The organism is Streptococcus mitis (assembly GCF_002096835.1).
In the GTDB taxonomy this organism is placed as follows: Bacteria; Bacillota; Bacilli; order Lactobacillales; family Streptococcaceae; genus Streptococcus; species Streptococcus mitis_W.
The window spans coordinates 271,234-291,890 of the sequence record NZ_NCVG01000022.1; the positions used below are offsets into that span (position 1 = coordinate 271,234).

General features: G+C 41.4%; 20 protein-coding genes. All 20 read left to right on the forward strand.

The window, feature by feature from the left end; translation table 11 throughout:
- The first annotated feature begins 131 nt into the window (after nucleotides 1-131).
- Nucleotides 132-2,600 (forward strand): DNA gyrase subunit A, encoded by a 2,469-nt coding sequence (gene gyrA, locus B7699_RS06635; protein WP_084927620.1) that lies wholly within the window; start codon nucleotides 132-134, stop codon nucleotides 2,598-2,600.
- Nucleotides 2,600-3,334 (forward strand): class A sortase, encoded by a 735-nt coding sequence (locus B7699_RS06640; protein WP_084865079.1) that lies wholly within the window; start codon nucleotides 2,600-2,602, stop codon nucleotides 3,332-3,334. Before gyrA ends, B7699_RS06640 begins: the two co-directional genes overlap by 1 nt.
- 141 nt (nucleotides 3,335-3,475) lie before the next feature.
- The gene (locus B7699_RS06645) at nucleotides 3,476-4,273 is read left to right on the forward strand and encodes a formate/nitrite transporter family protein (protein WP_000254780.1); all 798 of its coding nucleotides are present in this window, start codon (nucleotides 3,476-3,478) and stop codon (nucleotides 4,271-4,273) included.
- 146 nt (nucleotides 4,274-4,419) lie between these two features.
- Entirely contained in the window at nucleotides 4,420-5,700 is a 1,281-nt protein-coding gene (locus tag B7699_RS06650; RefSeq protein ID WP_084927696.1) for an O-acetylhomoserine aminocarboxypropyltransferase/cysteine synthase family protein, read from the forward strand.
- 95 nt (nucleotides 5,701-5,795) lie between these two features.
- The gene (locus tag B7699_RS06655) at nucleotides 5,796-7,070 is read left to right on the forward strand and encodes a DUF2130 domain-containing protein (protein ID WP_084927622.1); all 1,275 of its coding nucleotides are present in this window, start codon (nucleotides 5,796-5,798) and stop codon (nucleotides 7,068-7,070) included.
- A 10-nt stretch (nucleotides 7,071-7,080) separates the two neighbouring features.
- Complete coding sequence (truB, locus tag B7699_RS06660) at nucleotides 7,081-7,959, forward strand: tRNA pseudouridine(55) synthase TruB (RefSeq protein ID WP_084927624.1); 879 nt, start codon at nucleotides 7,081-7,083, stop codon at nucleotides 7,957-7,959.
- A 111-nt stretch (nucleotides 7,960-8,070) separates the two neighbouring features.
- The gene (gene udk / locus B7699_RS06665) at nucleotides 8,071-8,709 is read left to right on the forward strand and encodes a uridine kinase (RefSeq protein ID WP_001181377.1); all 639 of its coding nucleotides are present in this window, start codon (nucleotides 8,071-8,073) and stop codon (nucleotides 8,707-8,709) included.
- A 127-nt stretch (nucleotides 8,710-8,836) separates the two neighbouring features.
- Nucleotides 8,837-10,177 carry an exodeoxyribonuclease VII large subunit gene (gene xseA / locus B7699_RS06670; RefSeq protein WP_000417482.1) on the forward strand — a complete coding sequence of 447 codons (1,341 nt, stop codon included), beginning with the start codon at nucleotides 8,837-8,839 and terminating at the stop codon, nucleotides 10,175-10,177.
- Nucleotides 10,155-10,367 carry an exodeoxyribonuclease VII small subunit gene (locus tag B7699_RS06675; RefSeq protein ID WP_000043226.1) on the forward strand — a complete coding sequence of 71 codons (213 nt, stop codon included), beginning with the start codon at nucleotides 10,155-10,157 and terminating at the stop codon, nucleotides 10,365-10,367. The genes xseA and B7699_RS06675 overlap by 23 nt, the downstream gene beginning before the upstream one ends.
- Nucleotides 10,364-11,239 carry a polyprenyl synthetase family protein gene (locus B7699_RS06680; protein ID WP_084927626.1) on the forward strand — a complete coding sequence of 292 codons (876 nt, stop codon included), beginning with the start codon at nucleotides 10,364-10,366 and terminating at the stop codon, nucleotides 11,237-11,239. Before B7699_RS06675 ends, B7699_RS06680 begins: the two co-directional genes overlap by 4 nt.
- Nucleotides 11,232-12,047: a TlyA family RNA methyltransferase gene (locus B7699_RS06685; protein WP_084927628.1), complete on the forward strand. Its 816-nt coding sequence runs from the start codon at nucleotides 11,232-11,234 to the stop codon at nucleotides 12,045-12,047. Before B7699_RS06680 ends, B7699_RS06685 begins: the two co-directional genes overlap by 8 nt.
- The gene (locus B7699_RS06690; RefSeq protein WP_020900686.1) at nucleotides 12,040-12,471 is read left to right on the forward strand and encodes an arginine repressor; all 432 of its coding nucleotides are present in this window, start codon (nucleotides 12,040-12,042) and stop codon (nucleotides 12,469-12,471) included. The genes B7699_RS06685 and B7699_RS06690 overlap by 8 nt, the downstream gene beginning before the upstream one ends.
- Nucleotides 12,472-12,477: 6 nt before the next feature.
- Complete coding sequence (gene recN, locus B7699_RS06695) at nucleotides 12,478-14,145, forward strand: DNA repair protein RecN (protein ID WP_084927630.1); 1,668 nt, start codon at nucleotides 12,478-12,480, stop codon at nucleotides 14,143-14,145.
- A gap of 1 nt (nucleotide 14,146) precedes the next feature.
- Nucleotides 14,147-14,875, forward strand: coding sequence for a metallophosphoesterase family protein (locus B7699_RS06700; protein ID WP_084926387.1), 729 nt, complete (start codon nucleotides 14,147-14,149; stop codon nucleotides 14,873-14,875).
- 78 nt (nucleotides 14,876-14,953) lie between these two features.
- On the forward strand, nucleotides 14,954-16,777 hold the full coding sequence (gene lepA, locus B7699_RS06705; protein ID WP_084926386.1) for a translation elongation factor 4: 1,824 nt from the start codon (nucleotides 14,954-14,956) through the stop codon (nucleotides 16,775-16,777).
- Between the two features lie 259 nt (nucleotides 16,778-17,036).
- A complete protein-coding gene (locus tag B7699_RS06715) occupies nucleotides 17,037-17,513 on the forward strand; it encodes a PTS sugar transporter subunit IIA (RefSeq protein ID WP_192852012.1) in 477 nt (158 codons plus the stop codon).
- A gap of 38 nt (nucleotides 17,514-17,551) precedes the next feature.
- Nucleotides 17,552-17,857 (forward strand): PTS sugar transporter subunit IIB, encoded by a 306-nt coding sequence (locus B7699_RS06720; protein ID WP_000590547.1) that lies wholly within the window; start codon nucleotides 17,552-17,554, stop codon nucleotides 17,855-17,857.
- Nucleotides 17,858-17,904: 47 nt separating this feature from the next.
- Nucleotides 17,905-19,380, forward strand: coding sequence for a PTS galactitol transporter subunit IIC (locus B7699_RS06725; protein WP_049511809.1), 1,476 nt, complete (start codon nucleotides 17,905-17,907; stop codon nucleotides 19,378-19,380).
- A gap of 25 nt (nucleotides 19,381-19,405) precedes the next feature.
- On the forward strand, nucleotides 19,406-19,552 hold the full coding sequence (locus B7699_RS09745) for a hypothetical protein (protein ID WP_084927636.1): 147 nt from the start codon (nucleotides 19,406-19,408) through the stop codon (nucleotides 19,550-19,552).
- A gap of 78 nt (nucleotides 19,553-19,630) precedes the next feature.
- The gene (locus B7699_RS06735) at nucleotides 19,631-20,527 is read left to right on the forward strand and encodes an aldose 1-epimerase family protein (protein WP_084927637.1); all 897 of its coding nucleotides are present in this window, start codon (nucleotides 19,631-19,633) and stop codon (nucleotides 20,525-20,527) included.
- Nucleotides 20,528-20,657 lie beyond the last annotated feature (130 nt).

Sequence of the window (20,657 nt, forward strand, 5' to 3'; positions counted from 1 at the left end):
TGAAAAGCTTTGTCACGGATATACATTTCAGTTCTTGATGTAAACGTTTTAGTGGTTTTAGATACCTGAAATATAGCGGACATTATGGTATAATATAGTTAATTACTAATAGTGAAATGAGGCATTTATTAATGCAGGATAGAAATTTAGTGAATGTCAATCTGACAAAGGAGATGAAGACGAGCTTTATTGACTACGCTATGAGTGTTATCGTAGCGCGGGCTCTTCCTGATGTTCGAGATGGCTTGAAACCCGTCCACCGTCGGATTCTCTACGGAATGAATGAACTGGGTGTTACTCCAGACAAACCCCATAAAAAATCTGCTCGTATTACAGGGGATGTCATGGGTAAATATCACCCACACGGGGATTCCTCTATCTATGAAGCCATGGTCCGTATGGCTCAATGGTGGAGTTACCGTTACATGCTTGTAGATGGTCATGGGAACTTTGGTTCCATGGACGGTGATGGTGCTGCCGCCCAGCGTTACACTGAGGCACGTATGAGCAAGATTGCTCTGGAAATGCTTCGTGATATTAACAAAAATACAGTTGATTTCGTTGATAACTATGATGCCAATGAACGTGAACCCTTGGTCTTGCCAGCACGTTTTCCTAATCTTTTGGTTAATGGAGCAACTGGTATTGCGGTTGGGATGGCAACCAATATTCCACCTCATAACCTTGGTGAAACCATTGATGCAGTGAAGTTGGTCATGGACAATCCTGAAGTGACCACTAAGGACTTGATGGAAGTCCTGCCTGGACCAGATTTTCCAACCGGTGCTCTTGTTATGGGGAAATCAGGTATTCATAAGGCTTATGAAACAGGTAAAGGATCGATTGTCCTCCGTTCACGTACTGAAATTGAAGAAACTAAGACTGGCCGTGAGCGTATTGTTGTAACAGAATTTCCTTATATGGTCAATAAAACCAAGGTGCATGAGCATATTGTTCGTTTGGTTCAGGAAAAACGCATTGAGGGGATCACAGCAGTACGTGATGAGTCGAACCGCGAAGGGGTTCGATTCGTTATCGAAGTTAAGCGCGATGCCTCAGCCAATGTTATCCTTAATAATCTCTTCAAGATGACCCAGATGCAAACCAACTTTGGTTTTAATATGTTAGCGATTCAAAATGGGGTACCCAAGATTTTGTCTCTTCGTCAGATTTTGGATGCTTATATTGAGCACCAAAAAGAAGTGGTTGTTCGTCGTACTCGTTTTGATAAGGAAAAAGCGGAAGCTCGTGCTCATATTTTAGAAGGTCTCTTGATTGCGCTAGACCATATCGACGAAGTGATTCGTATCATCCGTGCTAGTGAAACGGATGAGGAAGCACAAGCTGAGTTGATGAGCAAGTTTAAGCTTTCTGAACGTCAAAGTCAAGCCATTCTTGATATGCGTCTTCGTCGTTTGACAGGTTTGGAACGCGATAAGATTCAGTCTGAGTATGATGACCTCTTGGCTCTGATTGCAGATTTAGCAGATATTCTAGCTAAGCCGGAACGTGTTTCTCAAATTATCAAGGATGAATTAGATGAAGTCAAGCGTAAGTTTGGCGACCAACGTCGTACGGAATTGATGGTTGGTGAAGTCTTGAGTCTTGAAGATGAGGATCTAATTGAAGAAGCTGATGTTTTAATCACTCTTTCTAACAAAGGATACATTAAACGTCTGGACCAAGCTGAGTTTACCGCTCAAAAACGTGGTGGACGTGGTGTTCAAGGAACTGGTGTTAAGGATGACGATTTTGTTCGTGAGTTAGTGTCGACTAGTACCCATGATCACCTGCTCTTCTTCACAAATAAAGGACGCGTCTATCGCCTGAAAGGCTATGAAATTCCTGAATATGGCCGTACTGCTAAGGGATTGCCAATTGTCAATCTTTTGAAATTGGATGAAGGTGAAAGTATTCAGACCATCATCAATGTTGAGTCTGAACGTAGTGATGATGCTTACCTCTTCTTCACAACCCGTCATGGTATTGTGAAGAGAACCAGTGTCAAGGAATTTGCTAATATCCGTCAGAATGGACTTAAAGCACTTAACCTCAAGGATGAAGATGAGTTGATTAATGTCTTGCTGACAGAAGAGGATACGGATATTATCATTGGTACCAAGTTTGGTTATTCAGTTCGCTTTAATCAATCAGCTGTTCGTGGTATGAGTCGTATCGCCACTGGTGTGAAAGGTGTTAACCTTCGTGACGGAGACACAGTTGTTGGTGCTAGTGTGATTACAGACCAGGACGAGGTTCTTATCATCACAGAAAAGGGGTATGGTAAGCGCACAGTTGCGACCGAATATCCAACTAAAGGTCGTGGTGGTAAAGGGATGCAAACCGCTAAGATTACAGAAAAGAACGGTTCTCTTGCTGGTCTTATGACCGTTAAAGGCGATGAAGATTTGATGATTATCACTGATACAGGTGTCATGATTAGAACCAACGTTGCCAATATTTCACAAACAGGTCGCTCAACTATGGGAGTTAAAGTGATGCGCCTGGACCAAGATGCTAAAATTGTAACCTTTACTACGGTTGCAGCTGCAGAAAAAGAAGAAGTTGGGACAGAAAACGAAACAGAAGGTGAAGCATAATGTCTCATAAAAAGAAAACAAACCGTAAAAATTTACTAATCAATATTTTGGCAGGATTCTTAATCATCTTGTCAATAGCTTTGATTTTCAATTCAAAAATTCGTGATATGTTCATGGTTTGGAATACCAATAAATACCAAGTCAGCCAGGTATCAAAAGAAAAATTGGAAGAAAATCAAGATACAGAAGGGAATTTTGACTTTGATTCCGTAAAAGCCATCTCGTCAGAAGCTGTCTTATCCTCACAATGGGATTCGCAAAAATTGCCAGTTATCGGTGGAATTGCTGTCCCTGAGGTAGAAATTAACTTGCCTATTTTTAAGGGACTGGATAATGTCAATCTTTTCTATGGAGCTGGTACAATGAAGCGTGATCAAGTGATGGGGAAAGGAAACTATTCCCTTGCGAGCCATCACATCTTCACGGCGGAAAACGCCAGCCAAATGCTCTTTTCTCCATTATCACGCGCTAAAAATGGGATGAAAATTTATCTTACTGATAAGGATAAAGTTTATACCTATGAAATCCGTGAAGTGAAGCATGTGACTCCAGATCGCGTTGATGAGATTGATGACCGTACTGGAGTTGATGAAATCACACTTGTAACCTGTGTTGACTATGATGCGACAGAACGTATTATCGTAAAAGGTGACTTGAAAGATACAAAAGATTATTCACAAACACCTGAAGAAATTCTAACAGCTTTCAATCAACCATATAAACAACGTTATTAAAGATAAATCAGTAAAATCTTAGGTTTTACTGATTTTTATAGATTGAGTTTCAAAATAAACTGTTATGAAATACAGAAAACGTTTCCTTAATTCTAAAGTTTGTGATATAATTATCAGGTAAAAAATTTTTAGGAGTTTATTATGGTTTCTTCAGAATTTATCTCAAAGATTGAATTTGCTTGCAAGAAGAAGGAAAGTCTTTATAGTCAAAGCAAATTTAAGTATGCGATTCGTTCTATGTTCGCAGGTGCATTTTTAACCTTCAGTACTGCTGCTGGTGCAGTTGGAGCTGACTTGATTAATAAAATTGCACCAGGTAGTGGACGCTTCCTCTTCCCCTTTGTCTTTGCTTGGGGCTTGGCCTACATTGTTTTCTTGAATGCTGAGTTGGTAACATCAAACATGATGTTCTTGACTGCTGGTAGTTTCTTGAAAAAAATTTCTTGGAGAAAAACGGCTGAGATTTTACTTTACTGTACCTTATTCAACCTTATCGGAGCTTTAATAGCAGGTTGGGGCTTTGCTCATTCGGCAGCCTATGCAAATCTGACTCACGATAGTTTCATCTCAGGGGTTGTTGAGATGAAGTTAGGCCGTTCAAATGAATTAATCTTGCTTGAGGCGATTTTGGCAAATATTTTCGTAAATATTGCGATTCTTTCATTTGTTTTGGTCAAAGATGGCGGTGCTAAACTATGGCTCGTTTTATCAGCGATTTACATGTTTGTATTCTTAACAAACGAGCACATTGCTGCGAACTTTGCTTCTTTCGCGATTGTAAAATTCAGTGTTGCTGCTGACTCAATTGCCAACTTCGGTATTGGAAATATGCTTCGCCACTGGGGTGTAACCTTCATCGGAAACTTTATCGGAGGAGGCCTCTTGATGGGTCTTCCATATGCCTTCCTCAATAAAAATGAAGATACTTATGTAGATTAAGAAAATAAGCACGATTGATTCGTGCTTTTTCGTTTTTAAAATAGAGTAATAGCTATTTCTTATATCAAAATATAGAAAACTGATATTTGTAAACTATACCTTAAGGTGCTACAATATCCTTAATGAAACTATTTGGAGGTCGTTTTATGACTCGTGATTTTAAATTTGAAACTCTACAACTACATGCTGGTCAAGTTGTGGATCCAGCTACTAAGTCTCGTGCAGTGCCGATTTATCAAACAACATCCTTTGTTTTTGATGACACGCAGGAAGGTGCCGATTTGTTTGCCTTGAGAAAACCAGGGAACATTTATACTCGTATCACCAACCCTACAACAGCTGCCTTTGAAGAAAGAATTGCTGCACTTGAAGGTGGTGTCGGAGCTCTTGCAACAGCATCAGGTATGGCCGCAGTGACTTATACGATTTTGGCTCTTGCTCATGCAGGTGACCATGTAGTTGCAGCATCAACTATTTACGGTGGAACCTTCAATCTCTTGAAGGAAACCCTTCCTCGTTATGGGATCACAACAACCTTTGTCGATGTTGATAATTTGGAGGAAGTAGAAGCAGCGATCAAAGACAATACCAAGCTAGTTTTGATTGAAACCTTGGGGAATCCCTTGATAAACATTCCTGACTTGGAAAAATTGGCTGAGATTGCTCATAAGTACCAAATTCCACTTGTTTCGGATAATACCTTTGCCACACCTTACTTGATTAATGTCTTTTCTCACGGTGTAGATATTGCCATTCACTCTGCGACTAAGTTTATCGGAGGGCATGGTACGACTATTGGTGGAGTGATTGTCGATAGCGGTCGTTTTGACTGGGCGGCTTCAGGGAAATTCCCTCAATTTGTTGAGGAAGACCCAAGCTACCACAATTTGAGCTATACTCGTGATGTGGGTGCAGCAGCCTTTATTATCGCTGTTCGTGTTCAATTGCTTCGTGATACAGGTGCAGCCTTGTCGCCATTTAATGCCTTCTTATTACTCCAAGGACTTGAAACCCTTTCACTTCGTGTGGAACGTCATGTACAAAATGCAGAGAAAATTGTTGATTTCCTTGTCAACCATCCTAAGGTAGAAAAAGTTAACTATCCAAAACTTGCAGACAGTCCTTATCATGCCTTGGCTGAGAAATACTTTCCAAAAGGTGTGGGTTCAATCTTTACCTTTCATGTCAAAGGTGGGGAGGCAGAAGCACGCAAGGTTATTGATAATTTGGAAATCTTCTCTGACCTTGCAAATGTGGCAGATGCCAAGTCTCTTGTTGTTCACCCAGCAACAACTACTCACGGTCAATTGTCAGAAAAAGACTTAGAAGCCGCAGGTGTCACACCAAACCAAATCCGCTTGTCTATCGGTCTTGAAAATGTAGAAGATTTGATTGAAGACTTGCGCTTGGCCTTGGAAAAAATTTAAAGAAAAAGAAGATAAACAGTGGGTTTCGACTCGCTGTTTTTGATTTTCCTTCAGGCATGATATAATGGTTACAGAAGTCTAGAAAGAGGAACGATATGAACGAAATCAAATGCCCTAACTGTGGGGAAGTCTTTACAGTAAATGAAAGTCAGTATGCTGAACTTTTGTCTCAAGTGAGAACAGCAGAGTTTGATAAGGAATTGCACGATCGGATGAAGCAGGAACTGGCTTTGGCAGAGCAAAAGGCCATGAATGAACAACAGTCTAAACTAGCTCAAAAAGACCAAGAAATTGCTCAATTACTGAGTCAAATACAAAATTTTGATACAGAAAAAGAATTGGCCAAGAAAGAGGTTGAACAGACAAGCCATCAGGCTTTATTAGCAAAGGACAAGGAAGTACAGGCCTTGGAAAACCAATTGGCAACCTTGCGTTTGGAGCATGAAAATCAACTGCAAAAGACTCTTTCTGAACTAGAAAAAGAACGAGACCAGGTTAAAAATCAGCTTCTCTTGCAAGAAAAGGAAAACGAGCTTTCTCTTGCTTCAGTTAAACAAAACTACGAAGCTCAACTCAAGGCAGCTAGTGAACAGGTCGAGTTCTATAAGAATTTCAAAGCCCAGCAATCTACAAAAGCCATCGGGGAAAGTCTGGAACAGTATGCAGAGAGTGAGTTTAACAAGGTCCGCAGTTTTGCCTTTCCAAATGCTTACTTTGAGAAGGATAACAAGGTCTCTGCGCGTGGGTCTAAGGGGGACTTTATCTTCCGTGAGAGTGATGAAAGTGGAGTGGAAATCATTTCCATCATGTTTGAGATGAAGAATGAAGCGGACGGAACAGAGAAGAAGCACAAGAATGCAGATTTTTATAATGAATTGGACAAGGACCGTCGGGAGAAGAACTGCGAATATGCCGTTCTGGTGACGATGCTTGAGGCTGATAACGACTACTTTAACACAGGGATTGTAGACGTCAGTCATGAGTATGAAAAGATGTATGTGGTTCGTCCTCAATTCTTTATCCAATTGATTGGGCTCTTGCGTAATGCGGCGCTAAATTCCTTAAAATACAAGCAGGAGTTGTCCTTGGTTCGCGAACAAAATATTGATATTACACATTTTGAGGAAGATTTGGGCGCCTTTAAACTAGCTTTTGCCAAGAACTACAACTCTGCTTCGACCAACTTTGGCAAAGCTATTGATGAAATCGACAAGGCCATCAAACGCATGGAAGAAGTTAAGAAATTCCTGACAACATCTGAAAACCAACTCCGTCTAGCTAACAACAAATTAGAAGATGTTTCTGTTAAAAAATTGACTCGAAAAAATCCAACAATGAAAGCGAAGTTCGAAGCACTGAAGGGGGAGTGAGAAAGCAAAAATGAACGGTATTATCAACTTAAAAAAAGAAGCGGGGATGACCTCGCATGATGCGGTTTTTAAACTGCGTAAGATTTTGGGAACCAAGAAGATTGGTCATGGTGGGACCTTGGATCCGGATGTGGTGGGTGTTTTGCCCATTGCAGTTGGCAAGGCGACACGCATGGTCGAGTTTATGCAGGACGAGGGCAAGGTCTATGAGGGGGAAATCACTCTGGGCTATTCAACGACGACAGAGGATGTTAGTGGGGAAGTGGTCGCTGATACACCCGTTCTGTCGCCCCTGGATGAAAAGCTTATCGATGAAGCGATTGCTAGCTTGACTGGGCCTATTACTCAGATTCCGCCTATGTATTCAGCTGTTAAGGTTAATGGTCGCAAACTCTATGAGTATGCGCGTGCAGGTCAAGAAGTAGAGCGTCCAGAACGACAGGTGACTATTTATCAATTTGAGCGGACAAGTCCGATTTCTTATGAGGGTTATCTTGCACGCTTTACTTTTCGTGTGAAATGTAGCAAGGGAACCTATATTCGTACCCTATCGGTTGATTTGGGAGAGAAGCTTGGTTATGCGGCCCATATGTCTCATCTGACTCGAACTAGTGCAGCTGGTTTACAGCTAGAAGATGCTCTTACCTTGGAAGAAATTGCTGAAAAAGTAGAGGCTGGTCAACTGGACTTTCTCCATCCTTTAGAGATTGGGACAGGCGACCTTGTCAAAGTTTTCCTAACTCAAGAAGAGGCTACAGAAGTACGCTTTGGTCGTTTTATAGAGCTCGAACAAACAGAACAAGAATTAGCTGCCTTTGAAGATGATAAATTGCTAGCCATTCTAGAAAAACGGGACAATCTCTACAAGCCAAGGAAGGTTTTTAGCTAGTCTAACTGGAGTGTGGGGATGGAATTGTTTCCACTAGACCATCCAAATCAGACTATAAATTTTGCAAAAAATGTGATAGAATAGACCACGGATAAAAAAACGGAGGATAGCATGCAAAATAGACCAATCATTATCGGAGTGACAGGTGGTTCTGGTGGAGGTAAGACCAGTGTTTCAAGAGCCATTTTATCGCATTTCCCTGATGAAAAGATTTCCATGATTGAGCATGATTCATACTACAAGGATCAGTCTCATTTGACCTTTGAAGAGCGTGTCAAAACTAACTACGACCATCCTTTTGCCTTTGATACAGACTTGATGATTGAGCAGATTAAGGAATTGTTGGCAGGGCGTCCGGTGGACATCCCGACTTATGACTATACAGAGCATACACGCAGTAGCAAGACCTATCGTCAGGAGCCTCAAGATGTCTTTATCGTTGAGGGGATTTTGGTCTTGGAGGACAAGCGCCTGCGCGATTTGATGGATATCAAGATTTTTGTGGATACAGACGATGATGTGCGCATTATTCGTCGGATCAAGCGTGATATGGAAGAGCGTGGCCGTAGCCTTGATAGCGTTATTGACCAGTATTTAGGTGTGGTCAAGCCCATGTACCATCAGTTTATCGAGCCAACCAAGCGTTATGCCGATATCGTCATTCCTGAGGGAGTCAGCAATACAGTGGCTATCGACCTGTTGACGACCAAGATTGAAAAGATTTTGGAAGAAGCTCGAAATAGCAAATAATCAGATGTGGAGGCTTTGCCTCCTTTTTCTATTTTTCCCTCATAATGGTACATAAATGGAGATTTTTAGGCATATTTTTGGTATAATAATACCCATGAAAGAGCAAGAAAATGAATAGTAGGTGGAGATGGAAAAGTATTTATCGGTAACAACTTTGACCAAGTATCTGAAAATGAAATTCGATAAAGACCCTTACTTGGAACGGGTCTATTTAACTGGTCAAGTTTCCAACTTTCGTAAACGACCTACTCACCAATATTTCTCCCTAAAAGATGACCATGCAGTTATTCAAGCGACTATTTGGTCTGGGATTTATCAGAAATTAGGTTTTGACCTGGAAGAAGGAATGAAGATCAATGTGATTGGGCGTGTGCAGGTCTATGAACCAAGTGGTAGCTACTCCATCATCATTGAAAAGGCAGAGCCTGATGGAGTTGGTGCGCTTGCGATTCAGTTTGAGCAACTCAAGAAAAAATTGACAGAAGAAGGCCTGTTTCAAGAACGCTTCAAGCAACCTCTGCCCCAATTTTCTAAGAGAATTGGTGTAGTGACCAGTCGCAGTGGAGCCGTTATTCGAGATATTATCACGACCGTCAGCAGGCGATTTCCAGGTGTCGACATTCTTCTCTATCCGACCAAGGTGCAAGGTGAAGGCTCTGCGGAGGAAATTGCTCGAAATATTGCGCGTGCCAATCAACGGGACGATTTGGATTTGCTCATTATTGGTCGTGGTGGAGGTTCTATCGAGGATCTCTGGGCCTTTAACGAAGAAATTGTAGTACGAGCTATTTTTGAATCTCGTTTGCCAGTTATCTCTAGTGTGGGGCATGAGACAGATGTAACCTTGGCAGATTTTGTGGCAGATAGACGGGCTGCGACGCCAACGGCGGCAGCTGAACTAGCAACACCTGTGACCAAGTTGGATGTGTTAGCACATTTGCAAAATCAGGAAAAACGAATGGCAACGGCAGTCCGAAATGTCCTATCTAAGAAACAAGAAGCTTTGAAAAAATGCAGTCAGTCTGTTATCTTTAGACAGCCAGAGCGCTTGTATGATGGCTATTTGCAACGCTTGGATCAACTACAACTGCGCTTAAAACAAAGTTTACGTACACGGATTTCTGATAACAAACAAGTCGTTCAAGCAAGGACACATCGACTGGTTCAATTATCACCTGTTACCAAAATTCAACGCTCTCAAGACCGTCTAGGTCAGTTGGACAAGCTCCTCCGTAGCCAAATGGCGCTGGTTTATGATGCCAAGGTTGCTGAAGTGAAGCGACTTTCGGAAGCCTTGTTGATGTTGGATACTAGCCGAATCGTGGCGCGTGGTTATGCTATTGTCAAAAAAGAAGAGTCCGTTGTAGATTCGGTTGAGAGTTTGAAGAAAAAAGACCAAGTGACGCTTTTGATGCGAGATGGTCAAGTAGAATTAGAGGTTAAAGATGTCAAAACAAAAGAAATTTGAGGAAAATCTTGCAGAACTGGAGACTATTGTCCAAAGTTTGGAAAATGGTGAAATTGCTTTGGAAGATGCGATTGCAGCCTTTCAAAAGGGCATGGTCTTGTCAAAAGAGCTCCAAGCGACGCTGGACAAGGCTGAAAAGACCTTGGTCAAGGTCATGCAAGAAGACGGAACAGAAAGTGATTTTGAATGAAAAAGCAAGAAAAATTAGCTCTTGTTGAGTCGGCTTTGGAAGACTTTTATGGAGACCAGCAGTTTGCCTCTAGTTTGAGAGAGTCGGTTCTCTATTCCATTCATGCTGGTGGCAAGCGTATTCGGCCTTTTCTCTTGTTAGAAGTTTTGGAAGCCTTGCATATTGCCATCAAACCTGCTCACGCGCAGGTAGCTGCGGCCTTGGAAATGATTCATACAGGGAGCTTGATTCACGATGATCTTCCTGCCATGGATGATGATGATTACCGTCGAGGGCGTTTGACCAACCATAAGAAATTCGGTGAAGCTATGGCCATTTTGGCTGGAGATGCCTTGTTCCTAGATCCTTATGCATTGATAGCGCAGGCAGATTTGCCAAGTCAGATTAAGGTAGACTTGATTTCCAACTTATCCCTTGCTTCAGGTAGTCTGGGTATGGTGGCAGGGCAGGTTTTGGACATGGAAGGTGAACACCAGCATTTGTCTTTGGAAGAACTCCAGACTATTCATGCTAATAAGACCGGAAAACTACTAGCCTATCCTTTCCAAGCCGCCGCTATTATAGCTGAATTGGCTCCTGAAATCCAAGCAAAACTGAAAACTGTGGGTGAATTGATTGGCCTCGCCTTTCAAGTTCGAGATGATGTACTGGATGTGACGGCTAGTTTTGAGGAAATCGGCAAGACTCCGCAAAAGGATTTACAGGCAGAAAAGTCGACCTACCCAGCCTTGTTAGGCTTGGAGGAGGCGACTGCCTTTTGTAACCAAACTCTGGATCAAGCCAAGGCTAAATTAGAAGAAATTGCCCAGCAGGTTCCCTTTGAAACAGAATCGATTGTGAAAGTAGTAGAAAGTTTGAGAATCAATGGCTAAGGAAAGAGTGGATGTACTAGCTTATAAACAGGGCTTGTTTGAAACGCGAGAACAGGCCAAGCGTGGTGTCATGGCTGGTCTAGTCGTAGCAGTCCTCAATGGAGAACGCTTTGACAAACCAGGAGAGAAAATCCCAGATGACACTGAGCTAAAACTCAAGGGTGAAAAACTCAAGTATGTCAGTCGAGGTGGTCTAAAACTAGAGAAGGCCTTGCAGGTCTTTGATTTATCAGTGGATGGAGCAACCACGATTGATATTGGGGCTTCCACTGGAGGATTTACTGATGTCATGTTGCAAAATGGTGCTGAGTTGGTCTTTGCAGTCGATGTTGGTACCAATCAGTTGGCTTGGAAATTACGCCAAGACCCACGGGTTGTCAGCATGGAGCAGTTTAATTTTCGTTATGCTGAAAAGACTGACTTTGAGCAGGAACCGAGCTTTGCCAGTATTGATGTGAGTTTCATTTCCCTCAGTCTGATTTTGCCTGCCTTGCACCGTGTCTTGGCAGATCAAGGGCAGGTGGTGGCTCTGGTTAAGCCCCAGTTTGAAGCAGGTCGTGAGCAGATTGGGAAGAATGGAATCATTCGAGATGCCAAGGTTCATCAAACTGTCCTTGAATCTTTCACTGCTATGGCAGTAGAGGAAGGCTTTTCAGTCCTTGGTTTGGATTTTTCTCCCATCCAAGGTGGTCATGGCAATATTGAGTTTTTAGCGTATTTGAAAAAAGAAGAGTCAGCAAGCAATCAGGTTCTTGCTGAGATTGAAGAAGTAGTAGAGAGGGCGCATAGTCAATTTAAAAATGAATAAAAAAGAGAGACTTGAAAAAATTAGACGATTTGTGACAGATTATCAAATCGGTACGCAAGAAGAAATCGTAGAACATTTGAAAGAGGCAGGCATCACTGCCACTCAGGCAACAGTATCACGAGATATCAAAGAACTGGGGATTGTCAAAATTCCTTTGAGAGACAACACCTATGTCTATGAATTGCCAAAATCAATCGTGAAAAGTTTGCAACTAGCTGAAGACAATATCGAATCAGCTGAATTGATGGATAAGATGATTAATCTCCAAGTTATTCCAGGAAATACAGCTTTTGTAAAAGCTCAGTTAATCGAGACGTTTGCGGACAAGATTTTTAGCTGTTTAGCTGATGATAGTTCGATTTTAGTCATTGCCAGAAGTGAAAGTCTAGCTGAGGAAATCTTTGAACAAGTAAAAAATTGGTAGGTCTATATGTTACTTGAAATTTCGATAAAAAACTTTGCCATTATTGAGGCTATTTCCCTCAATTTTGAAAAGGGAATGACTGTCTTGACTGGTGAAACAGGCGCAGGGAAGTCGATTATCATTGATGCCATGAATATGATGTTGGGAGCTCGTGCGACGACAGATGTTATTCGTCATGGTGCACCAAAGGCAGAAATTGAGGGGCTTTTCTCAGTTGAGAATAGTCGTCTTTTACAGGAAATTTTCGATGAGCAAGGTTTGGAATTGGGTGATGAGATTATCATCCGTCGGGAAATTCTGCAAAATGGTCGTAGTATCAGCCGTGTGAATGGTCAGATGGTTAATCTGTCGGTTTTACGTGCTATTGGTCAACATCTTGTAGATATTCATGGTCAGCATGACCAAGAGGAGTTAATGCGTCCCCAACTGCATATCCAGATGTTGGATGAATTTGGTGATACAGCCTTTTGGGCCTTGAAAGAAACCTATCAAACGAGTTTTGATGCCTACCGTAAAATGCGCAAGCAGGTACTGGAAGTCAAGAAAAACCAACAGGAACACAAGGCACGTATTGAAATGTTGGAATTTCAAATGGCAGAGATTGAGGCAGCAAACTTGCAAGCTGGTGAAGATCTGGCTCTCAACCAAGAACGAGATAAACTCCTCAACCATAAAAATATTGCAGATACCCTAACCAATGCCTACAGCATGTTGGACAATGAAGAGTTCTCGAGTCTGGCCAATGTTCGTTCGGCCATGAATGACATGGAAAGTGTCGAAGAGTATGACCCTGACTACCGTGAAATTTCAAGCTCTCTGTCTGAGACCTACTATGTCTTAGAAGACATTAGCAAGCGTTTGGAAGCTATCATTGAGGGCCTTGATTTTGATGGCAATCGCCTCATGCAGGTTGAGAATCGTTTGGACCTTCTTCATACCATTACTCGTAAGTATGGTGGAACTGTGGATGATGTCTTGCTTTATTTTGCCAAAATTACAGAAGAATACAATCTTTTGACAGGTAATAACCTTTCGTCTGAGGACTTGGAAGCAGAGCTTAAGAAATTGGAAGTCAACCTTGTCGATTTGGCAGGTCAACTTGCATCTGCTCGTCATGATTTGGCCCAGCAGCTCGAAGCAGAGATTAAACAAGAACTGCAAGACCTTTATATGGAAAAAGCCCAGTTTCAAGTTCGTTTTAGCAAGGGCAAATTCAGTCGTGAGGGCAATGAAACGGTCGAGTTTTACATTTCAACCAACCCTGGCGAAGACTTTAAACCCTTGGTCAAGGTTGCGTCTGGTGGGGAATTATCTCGTCTCATGCTAGCCATTAAGTCTGCCTTTTCACGTAAAGAAGGCAAGACTAGTATAGTCTTTGATGAGGTGGATACGGGAGTGTCAGGCCGTGTAGCTCAGGCCATTGCGCAGAAGATTCACAAGATTGGTCAGCATGGTCAGGTTTTGGCTATTTCCCATTTGCCACAAGTGATTGCGATTGCGGATTATCAATTCTTTATTGAGAAGATTAGCAATGAGCATTCAACAGTTTCGACTGTTCGTCTTTTGACGGTTGAAGAGCGAGTAGAGGAAGTTGCCAAGATGTTGGCAGGTGATAATGTGACGGAAGCAGCCCTGACGCAAGCCAGAGAATTGTTGAGAAACAGGGAGAAATAAGATGACAGACTATTATGTAATTGGAGATGTTCACGGAAAAGCAGGGATGCTAGAAGACCTTCTCAAAACTTGGGATGGTCAGACCCAGTTGCTTTTTCTAGGGGATTTGATTGACCGTGGTGAGGATAGTCGCCGTGTTCTAGAGATGGTTAAGGACTTGGTAGACAATCAAGGTGCAATCTGTTTGTCAGGAAATCACGAGTATATGTTTTTGACTTGGCTCGATGACCCAGAAGAAGGCTATGACCACTATCGTCGCAATGGTGGAGATACAACCATTAACTCTATCCTAGGTCGTCCCTTGGATGCATCAGTTGATGGAGTAGAAGATGCCAAGCGTGTTGCTACTGAAGCTGCAGATTTGGTCGAATTTATTCGTCAAATGCCATTTGTGGTAGAGACAGACAAGTATATCTTTGTACATGCTGGTATTGATTTGACCTTGGATGACTGGCATGAAACAACAGATTACAAGAAAGTCTGGCTTAGAAAACCATTCCACGAAGCCGAAAATCATACTGGAAAAACCATTGTCTTCGGACATACACCAGTCTATGGTTTACTAAAGCAAGAGCGTGGTACTGCTGAGCTTTGGACTACAGAAGATGGTAAGATTGGGATGGACGGAGGAGCTGTCTATGGTGGTGTCCTTCACGGGATTGTCTTTACAGACCAAGGAATGACAGAACACCACTTTATCGAAAATGACGGCTTTGTTGCTGAAGATTAGTACTCCTAGCAGGGTATGGTCTTGTCAAAATATCAAAAACAATTTATAATAAATAGATACCCTGAAAGGAAGAGAATCATGAACTTAGAAGAATTGAAAAAACGACAGGAGAAGATTCGTAACTTCTCTATTATCGCCCATATTGACCATGGGAAATCGACTCTAGCAGACCGCATTTTGGAAAAGACAGAGACGGTTTCAAGTCGTGAAATGCAGGCTCAGCTCTTAGATAGCATGGATCTAGAACGGGAACGTGGGATTACCATTAAGTTGAATGCCATCGAGCTGAATTATACTGCAAAAGATGGGGAAACTTATATTTTTCACTTGATTGACACACCTGGGCACGTAGACTTCACCTATGAAGTTTCACGTTCGCTAGCTGCCTGTGAGGGAGCTATTTTGGTGGTCGATGCCGCTCAAGGTATTGAGGCTCAAACCCTTGCCAACGTTTATCTGGCCTTGGACAATGATTTGGAAATCATGCCAGTCATTAATAAAATTGACCTGCCAGCAGCAGACCCTGAGCGCGTGCGTACTGAGATTGAGGATGTCATTGGTTTGGATGCCAGTGAAGCAGTTTTGGCTTCTGCTAAGGCTGGTATTGGTATAGAAGAAATTCTAGAGCAAATTGTAGAAAAAGTACCAGCACCAACGGGTGATGTGACGTCGCCTCTTAAGGCTTTGATTTTCGACTCTGTTTACGATGCATACCGTGGGGTTATTCTCCAAGTGCGTGTCATGGATGGAGTTGTTAAACCTGGTGATAAGATTCAGCTCATGAGCAATGGCAAGACCTTTGATGTTACGGAAGTTGGTATTTTTACTCCGAAAGCAGTTGGTCGTGATTTCCTTGCGACTGGGGACGTTGGTTATATTGCGGCTTCTATCAAGACGGTTCAAGACACTCGTGTGGGTGATACAGTTACTTTGGCAACCAATCCTGCGGCAGAGCCATTACATGGTTACAAGCAGATGAATCCTATGGTCTTTGCGGGTTTATATCCTATCGAGTCAAACAAGTACAATGACCTCCGTGAAGCCCTTGAAAAATTGCAACTGAATGATGCTAGTCTCCAATTTGAACCAGAAACATCTCAGGCACTTGGATTTGGTTTCCGTTGTGGTTTCCTTGGACTTCTCCATATGGATGTTATCCAAGAACGTTTGGAACGTGAGTTCAACATCGACCTCATCATGACAGCTCCGTCTGTTATTTACAAAGTTAATTTGACCGACGGTGAGTCTATGGATGTGTCTAACCCATCTGAGTTCCCAGATCCTACCAAGATTGCGACCATTGAAGAGCCTTATGTTAAGGCGCAAATCATGGTACCACAGGAGTTTGTCGGAGCAGTGATGGAATTAGCTCAGCGCAAGCGTGGTGATTTTGTGACGATGGACTATATCGATGATAACCGTGTCAATGTTATCTATCAAATTCCTCTTGCGGAGATTGTCTTTGACTTCTTTGATAAGCTTAAGTCTTCAACTCGTGGTTATGCAAGCTTTGACTACGAATTGTCAGAATATCGCCCATCTAAGCTGGTCAAAATGGATATCCTTCTCAACGGAGACAAGGTGGACGCCCTCAGCTTTATCGTTCACAAGGATTTTGCCTACGAACGTGGGAAACTCATCGTTGATAAGCTTAAGAAAATTATCCCTCGTCAACAATTTGAGGTTCCAATCCAAGCAGCAATTGGACACAAGATTGTCGCTCGTACTGATATCAAGGCCCTTCGTAAGAACGTACTTGCTAAATGTTATGGTGGTGACGTTTCTCGTAAACGCAAACTCCTTGAAAAACAAAAAGCCGGTAAGAAACGTATGAAAGCTATCGGATCAGTAGAAGTTCCACAAGAAGCTTTCCTCAGCGTCTTGAGTATGGATGAAGAATAAGTTATCATAATTGTTTTTCTTGTTAATAGCAAAATATATAAGAATCAATAGTAAAGCAGGCTTAAATGGTCTGCTTTTTTTATTTCTAGAACAGAAAAAATGTTTGAAATGTTTGTTTATGTGTTTGTTTTTATGTAACAAGCTATAAAAACAACAAAAATATAAAAAAAGAGACAAAAAACAACAGAAAGTCGTTGACAACGGTTTCATATAGTGTTATACTTATAGCATAAAGTTAATGGAAAGAAGGGAAAACCTTATGGGATTAGATCATTTCTTTGACAAAAACCTTGTGTTTTGCTTAGAAGCGGATAATCAAGAACATCTCTTTGATCAGGTTGCAACTTTATTGGAAGAACGAGAAATCGTAACTCCAACCTATCGTGAAGCCCTGATCACGCGTGAAAAGTCATTTCCAACTGGCTTAGATATGGAATTTTTAGGTAAGGATTTGCCGAATGTGGCTATTCCTCACACAGATATTGTTCATAATCTTGCCGAAAAAGTTGTGGTCGTTCGATTGGATAAACCAGTGACTTTCCACAATATGATTGCACCAGATAAGGAAGTAGAGGTATCCTTGCTCTTCTTTATCATTAATAACTCAAGTTCAAGTCAAACAAACATTCTTGCTCAGTTGATGGACTTCTTTACTGGAAATGGTCATCTTGAAGACCTATCAAAAATTTCTGAACCAGAAGCTCTCTATGCTTATATTGCTGAAGCAACCACATAATCTTGTCTATTAAAAATATTAAATCGGAGGAAATCCATATGATTAAAATTCTTGCTGCCTGCGGTGCAGGTGTTAACTCAAGCCACCAAATTAAAAGTGCTCTTGAAGAAGAACTTTCAAACCGCGGTTTTGATGTTCACTGTGATGCAGTCATGGTTAAAGACGTTAACGAAGATCTTATCAAAGGTTATGACATCTTCACACCAATTGCTGCGACAGACCTTGGTTTTGACCCAGGTATTCCAGTTATCGAAGCTGGACCAATCTTATTCCGTATCCCAGCTATGAGTGCTCCAGTGTTTGACAATATTGAAGCAGCCATCAAAGAACACGGGTTAAGCTAATTTTAATTTGTTAACATTCATATAACATAAAAAAGGGAGGAACTGTTATGGATGCAATCTTTGACCTAATTAAAAAGGTTTTCACGCCCGTCTTAGATATGGGTGGGCCTGTCATCATGTTAATCATTTTGACAGTATTGGCTTTACTTTTTGGAGTGAAATTCTCCAAAGCGCTTGAAGGTGGTATCAAACTTGCCATCGCTCTTACTGGTATCGGAGCTATCATCGGTATGCTAAATGGTGCTTTCTCAGCATCACTTGCAAAATTCGTTGAAAACACTGGTATTCAATTGAGTATCACTGACGTTGGTTGGGCACCACTTGCTACAATCACTTGGGGATCTGCTTGGACACTTTATTTCTTGCTTATCATGTTGATTGTCAACGTAGTAATGCTTGCTATGAAGAAAACTGATACACTTGATGTCGATATCTTCGATATCTGGCACTTGTCTATCACAGGTCTTTTGATTAAATGGTATGCAGACAACAACGGTGTGAGCCAAGGGGTTTCACTCTTGATTGCTACAGCAGCTATCGTACTTGTTGGTGTGTTGAAAATTATCAACTCTGACTTGATGAAACCTACATTTGATGACCTTCTTAACGCTCCAAGTTCATCACCAATGACATCAACTCACATGAACTACATGATGAACCCAGTTATCATGGTTTTGGATAAAATTTTTGAAAAATTCTTCCCAGGTCTTGATAAATATGACTTTGACGCTGCTAAATTGAACAAGAAAATCGGTTTCTGGGGTTCTAAATTCTTCATCGGTTTCATTCTTGGTATTGTTATCGGTATTATGGGAACTCCACATCCAATTGAAGGGGTTGCAGATGCAGATAAATGGCGTCTTGTTATCAGAGGATGGTTGTCTCTTGGTTTGACTGCCGGTGTATCTTTGGAACTCTTCTCACTTATCGGTTCATGGTTCATCGCAGCCGTAGAACCACTATCACAAGGTATTACAAACGTTGCTACTAAACGTCTTCAAGGACGTAAATTCAACATCGGTCTTGACTGGCCATTCATCGCTGGTCGTGCTGAAATCTGGGCTTGTGCTAACGTACTTGCACCAATCATGTTGATTGAAGCTGTGCTTCTTTCAAAAGTCGGAAATGGTATCTTGCCACTTGCAGGTATCATCGCTATGGGTGTTACACCAGCTCTCTTGGTTGTAACTCGTGGTAAATTGCTCCGTATGATTATCTTCGGAACACTCTTGTTGCCACTCTTCCTTCTTTCAGGAACACTTATCGCACCATTTGCAACAGAACTTGCTAAAGGTGTAGGTGCCTTCCCAGCAGGTGTGAGCGAAACTCAATTGATCACTCACTCAACTCTTGAAGGACCAATCGAAAAACTTCTTGGTTGGACAATTGGTAACACTACAACTGGTGATATCAAAGCAATCCTTGGTGCAGTAGTCTTCCTTGTATTCTATATCGGTATCTTTGCATGGTACAGAAAACAAATGATTAAACGTAACGAAGAGTACGCAGCAAAAGCAAAATAATGCGCTCCTATAAAATGTAAGCTCAATGAAAATCAAAGAGCAAACTAGGAAGCTAGCTGTAGGTTGCTCAAAACACAGTTTTGAGATTGTAGATAAGACTGACGAAGTCAGTGACCATATCTACGGCAAGGCAACGCTGACGAAGTTTGAATTGGATTTTCGCAGAGTGTAAATTGTTGAAACTAGGTTGTCATACCATTAGGAGTGACAGCCTAGTTTTTTATAAACTATCAAGAAATCGGAGAAAATAATGGTAATTGAATTAAAATCAGCACAATTAAGAGTTCAATTTAACAGTTTTGGTGGGGCTCTTTCTTCTATAAAAGATGCCGAGGGAGTTGAGTATTTGTGGCAAGGAGATGTTACTTATTGGAGTGGACAAGCTCCTGTTCTCTTCCCCATTTGTGGTTCATTGAGAGAGGATACAGCACTTTATATAGATGATAATGGACAAGAAATCAAAGGAAAGATTCCTCGTCATGGTTTGGTTCGTAAGAAAGAATTTGAATTAGTTGAACAGACAGATAATAGTGTAACTTTTGCAATTGAAGACGATGAGAATAGCTATCAGAACTACCCTTATCATTTCCGCTTAGAAATCACTTATATCCTTACTGGAAAGACAGTGCGGACTCAATACAAAATATTTAATAAAGAAATTAGCAAGGTCATGCCTTACTTTATTGGTGGACATCCAGGATTTAATTGTCCTCTGCTTGATGATGAAGTCTATGAAGATTATTATCTAGAGTTTGAAAAAGAAGAGACTTGCTCTGTTCCACGTCCTTTCCCAGAAACAGGTATGCTTGATTTTCAAGATAGAAGTCCATGGCTAGAAGGTCAAAAAGAATTAGACCTCAGCTATGATCTTTTCAGTACAGATGCAGTCACCTTAGATGAATTGCAATCTAGAACAATTTCCCTTCGTTCTCGTAAACATGATAAGGGATTGAAAGTGCACTTTGCAGAGTTTCCAAACCTTATTATCTGGTCAACTTTGAATAAGGGACCTTTCATTGCTTTTGAACCATGGTCTGGCTTGTCAACATCCCTTGAAGAAGGAGATCATCTAGAAGATAAGAAGAATGTTCGTCTCCTAGAACCAGGTCAAGTGGATCAAATTGGTTTTGATATCGAAATTTTCTAGTTAAAAAAACACAAAAACAAACATCAACTGTTGACTTTTTTCAGAAATAGGAGTATATTATGTTTGTAAGCAACAAATGATGTTTGTAACAAACAAACAATCACTTGTTATATTCTCTTTCGTGGAGAAG

What these genes read in the sequence shown, in the direction of transcription:
- xseA (WP_000417482.1), top strand. Translation starts at nt 8,837, where the DNA reads ATGGAAAAGTATTTATCGGTAACAACTTTGACCAAGTATCTGAAAATG.
- B7699_RS06685 (WP_084927628.1), top strand. Translation starts at nt 11,232, where the DNA reads ATGGCTAAGGAAAGAGTGGATGTACTAGCTTATAAACAGGGCTTGTTT.
- B7699_RS06680 (WP_084927626.1), top strand. Translation starts at nt 10,364, where the DNA reads ATGAAAAAGCAAGAAAAATTAGCTCTTGTTGAGTCGGCTTTGGAAGAC.
- B7699_RS06645 (WP_000254780.1), top strand. Translation starts at nt 3,476, where the DNA reads ATGGTTTCTTCAGAATTTATCTCAAAGATTGAATTTGCTTGCAAGAAG.
- truB (WP_084927624.1), top strand. Translation starts at nt 7,081, where the DNA reads ATGAACGGTATTATCAACTTAAAAAAAGAAGCGGGGATGACCTCGCAT.
- B7699_RS06655 (WP_084927622.1), top strand. Translation starts at nt 5,796, where the DNA reads ATGAACGAAATCAAATGCCCTAACTGTGGGGAAGTCTTTACAGTAAAT.
- udk (WP_001181377.1), top strand. Translation starts at nt 8,071, where the DNA reads ATGCAAAATAGACCAATCATTATCGGAGTGACAGGTGGTTCTGGTGGA.
- gyrA (WP_084927620.1), top strand. Translation starts at nt 132, where the DNA reads ATGCAGGATAGAAATTTAGTGAATGTCAATCTGACAAAGGAGATGAAG.
- B7699_RS06675 (WP_000043226.1), top strand. Translation starts at nt 10,155, where the DNA reads ATGTCAAAACAAAAGAAATTTGAGGAAAATCTTGCAGAACTGGAGACT.
- recN (WP_084927630.1), top strand. Translation starts at nt 12,478, where the DNA reads ATGTTACTTGAAATTTCGATAAAAAACTTTGCCATTATTGAGGCTATT.
- B7699_RS06715 (WP_192852012.1), top strand. Translation starts at nt 17,037, where the DNA reads ATGGGATTAGATCATTTCTTTGACAAAAACCTTGTGTTTTGCTTAGAA.
- B7699_RS06690 (WP_020900686.1), top strand. Translation starts at nt 12,040, where the DNA reads ATGAATAAAAAAGAGAGACTTGAAAAAATTAGACGATTTGTGACAGAT.
- B7699_RS06720 (WP_000590547.1), top strand. Translation starts at nt 17,552, where the DNA reads ATGATTAAAATTCTTGCTGCCTGCGGTGCAGGTGTTAACTCAAGCCAC.
- B7699_RS06735 (WP_084927637.1), top strand. Translation starts at nt 19,631, where the DNA reads ATGGTAATTGAATTAAAATCAGCACAATTAAGAGTTCAATTTAACAGT.
- B7699_RS06640 (WP_084865079.1), top strand. Translation starts at nt 2,600, where the DNA reads ATGTCTCATAAAAAGAAAACAAACCGTAAAAATTTACTAATCAATATT.
- B7699_RS06650 (WP_084927696.1), top strand. Translation starts at nt 4,420, where the DNA reads ATGACTCGTGATTTTAAATTTGAAACTCTACAACTACATGCTGGTCAA.
- B7699_RS09745 (WP_084927636.1), top strand. Translation starts at nt 19,406, where the DNA reads ATGAAAATCAAAGAGCAAACTAGGAAGCTAGCTGTAGGTTGCTCAAAA.
- lepA (WP_084926386.1), top strand. Translation starts at nt 14,954, where the DNA reads ATGAACTTAGAAGAATTGAAAAAACGACAGGAGAAGATTCGTAACTTC.
- B7699_RS06700 (WP_084926387.1), top strand. Translation starts at nt 14,147, where the DNA reads ATGACAGACTATTATGTAATTGGAGATGTTCACGGAAAAGCAGGGATG.
- B7699_RS06725 (WP_049511809.1), top strand. Translation starts at nt 17,905, where the DNA reads ATGGATGCAATCTTTGACCTAATTAAAAAGGTTTTCACGCCCGTCTTA.